Source organism: Pseudarthrobacter sp. NPDC058196 (assembly GCF_042882685.1).
In the GTDB taxonomy this organism is placed as follows: Bacteria; Actinomycetota; Actinomycetes; order Actinomycetales; family Micrococcaceae; genus Arthrobacter.
The window spans coordinates 1554-5046 of the sequence record NZ_JBHVVN010000027.1 but is presented as its reverse complement, the minus strand read 5'-3'; the positions used below and the strand labels follow the sequence as shown (position 1 = coordinate 5046).

General features: G+C 55.1%; 2 rRNA genes. Both read right to left on the bottom strand.

Annotation, left to right across the window (positions count from 1 at the left end):
* Nucleotides 1-106 (bottom strand): 5S ribosomal RNA (gene rrf / locus ACFVVC_RS22350); the annotation flags it as partial.
* Between the two features lie 194 nt (nt 107-300).
* Nucleotides 301-3429: ribosomal RNA gene (locus tag ACFVVC_RS22345) — 23S ribosomal RNA — on the bottom strand.
* Nucleotides 3430-3493 lie beyond the last annotated feature (64 nt).

Sequence of the window (3493 nt, the reverse complement as noted above, 5' to 3'; positions counted from 1 at the left end):
TCCTACTCTCCCACACCCTCCCGGGTGCAGTACCATCGGCGCTGTGGGTCTTAGCTTCCGGGTTCGGAATGGGACCGGGCGTTTCCCCCACGCTATGACCGCCGTAACCTTGTTACCCGACCCAACCCTGGGGTTGGTGGGAAGTCTGTGGTTACAACATCTCCTGTCCCCTTTTTGTTGGGGGCAGTTGTGGTGTTGCTGTATTCAATTATTTTGGTTCCTTCAACCAGGGTGTCAACCCGTGGGGGTTGTTGGTTGGGAACCACATAGTGGACGCAAGCAGAATGTGTATGTATCTGTGTGGTGTAAGTTATCGGCCTATTAGTACCGGTCAGCTTCACGAGTCGTTAGTCCTCGCTTCCACATCCGGCCTATCAACCCAGTGGTCTGGCTGGGGGCCTCTCACACATGACTGTGTATGGAAATCTCATCTTGAAGCGAGCTTCCCGCTTAGATGCTTTCAGCGGTTATCCCATCCGAACGTAGCTAATCAGCGGTGCACTTGGCAGTACAACTGACACACCAGAGGTTCGTCCGTCCCGGTCCTCTCGTACTAAGGACAGCCCTTCTCAAATTTCCTGCGCGCGCAGCGGATAGGGACCGAACTGTCTCACGACGTTCTAAACCCAGCTCGCGTACCGCTTTAATGGGCGAACAGCCCAACCCTTGGGACCTACTCCAGCCCCAGGATGCGACGAGCCGACATCGAGGTGCCAAACCATGCCGTCGATATGGACTCTTGGGCAAGATCAGCCTGTTATCCCCGAGGTACCTTTTATCCGTTGAGCGACGGCCATTCCACAATGTACCGCCGGATCACTAGTCCCGACTTTCGTCCCTGCTCGAGATGTCTCTCTCACAGTCAAGCTCCCTTGTGCACTTACACTCGACACCTGATTGCCAACCAGGCTGAGGGAACCTTTGGGCGCCTCCGTTACTTTTTAGGAGGCAACCGCCCCAGTTAAACTACCCATCAGGCACTGTCCCTGACCCGGATTACGGGCCGAAGTTAGATGTCCAAAGTGACCAGAGTGGTATTTCAACGATGACTCCACCCGAACTGGCGTCCGGGCTTCAACGTCTCCCACCTATCCTACACAAGCCACTCCGAACACCAATACCAAACTATAGTAAAGGTCTCGGGGTCTTTCCGTCCTGCTGCGCGTAACGAGCATCTTTACTCGTACTGCAATTTCGCCGAGTTTATGGTTGAGACAGCGGGGAAGTCGTTACTCCATTCGTGCAGGTCGGAACTTACCCGACAAGGAATTTCGCTACCTTAGGATGGTTATAGTTACCACCGCCGTTTACTGGGGCTTAAATTCTCAGCTTCGCCGTGAGGCTAACCGGTCCTCTTAACCTTCCAGCACCGGGCAGGAGTCAGTCCGTATACATCGTCTTGCGACTTCGCACGGACCTGTGTTTTTAGTAAACAGTCGCTTCCCCCTGGTCTCTGCGGCCCCGATCCCCTCCCGGACGCGTAGTCCGATCAAGGTTGGGGCCCCCCTTCTCCCGAAGTTACGGGGGCATTTTGCCGAGTTCCTTAACCATAATTCTCTCGATCGCCTTAGTATTCTCTACCTGATCACCTGTGTCGGTTTGGGGTACGGGCGGCTAAAACCTCGCGTCGATGCTTTTCTCGGCAGCATAGGATCACCAAATCCCCCCAAACGGGGGTCCCATCAGATCTCAGGCACCATGAGTGGCGGATTTGCCTACCACTCGCCCTACATCCTTAGACCGGGACAACCATCGCCCGGCTCGGCTACCTTCCTGCGTCACACCTGTTAATACGCTTGCCTCCCAGGATCAGGTCCCGCGCTCCACCAAAACCCTTCACCCACAAGGGGTGTCAGGCAGGTCTCGGGCGGTTAGTATCCCCTGTTCAACATGGACGGTTTTTCGCCGGTACGGGAATATCAACCCGTTGTCCATCGACTACGCCTGTCGGCCTCGCCTTAGGTCCCGACTTACCCAGGGCAGATTAGCTTGACCCTGGAACCCTTGATCATTCGGCGGACGGGTTTCTCACCCGTCTTTCGCTACTCATGCCTGCATTCTCACTCGTGTAGGCTCCACCACTGGTTTACACCGCGACTTCACCGCCCACACGACGCTCCCCTACCCATCCAAACACCTGAACCACGAAGGCTTAGTACATGTCTGAATGCCACAACTTCGGCGGTGTACTTGAGCCCCGCTACATTGTCGGCGCGGAATCACTTGACCAGTGAGCTATTACGCACTCTTTTAAGGGTGGCTGCTTCTAAGCCAACCTCCTGGTTGTCTGGGCAACTCCACATCCTTTCCCACTTAGCACACGCTTAGGGGCCTTAGTTGGTGGTCTGGGCTGTTTCCCTCTCGACTATGAAGCTTATCCCCCACAGTCTCACTGCTGCGCTCTCACTTACCGGCATTCGGAGTTTGGCTGACGTCAGTAACCTTGTAGGGCCCATTAGCCATCCAGTAGCTCTACCTCCAGCAAGAAACACGCAACGCTGCACCTAAATGCATTTCGGGGAGAACCAGCTATCACGAAGTTTGATTGGCCTTTCACCCCTACCCACAGCTCATCCCCTCCATTTTCAACTGAAGTGGGTTCGGTCCTCCACGACGTCTTACCGTCGCTTCAACCTGGCCATGGGTAGATCACTTCGCTTCGGGTCTAGATCACGCCACTGCAACGCCCTATTCAGACTCGCTTTCGCTACGGCTGCCCCACACGGGTTAACCTCGCGACGTAACACTAACTCGCAGGCTCATTCTTCAAAAGGCACGCCGTCACCAGAATCAGACTGGCTCCGACGGATTGTAAGCACACGGTTTCAGGTACTGTTTCACTCCCCTCCCGGGGTACTTTTCACCTTTCCCTCACGGTACTGGTCCGCTATCGGTCATTAGGGAGTATTTAGGCTTATCAGGTGGTCCTGACAGATTCGCACGGGATTTCTCGGGCCCCGTACTACTTGGGATACTCTCACAGGCGGCACAAACACATTACGGTTACGGGACTAACACCCTCTCTGGCCGGCCTTTCAAAACCGTTCACCTATGCGCGCACATCACACCCCACCAGCCCGGCAGAACTGGTATGGAAAGTCCCACAACCCCGACCATGCAACGCCCGCCGGCTATCACACATGGAACGGTTTAGCCTGATCCGCGTTCGCTCGCCACTACTAACGGAATCACTATTGTTTTCTCTTCCTGCGGGTACTGAGATGTTTCACTTCCCCGCGTTCCCCCCACGCACCCTATGTGTTCAGGTACGGGTCACCAAGTCACTCGCGCGCTCGGCGGGGTTTCCCCATTCGGACACCCTGGGATCACAGTCCGGTTATCGACTCCCCCAGGCTTATCGCAGATTCCTACGTCCTTCTTCGGCTCCTAATGCCAAGGCATCCACCGTGTGCTCTTAAAAACTTGACCACAAAGATCAAAAACAAAAAACACTCGAGAGAACCACAGAAACCAACCACACCCCAACACCCCC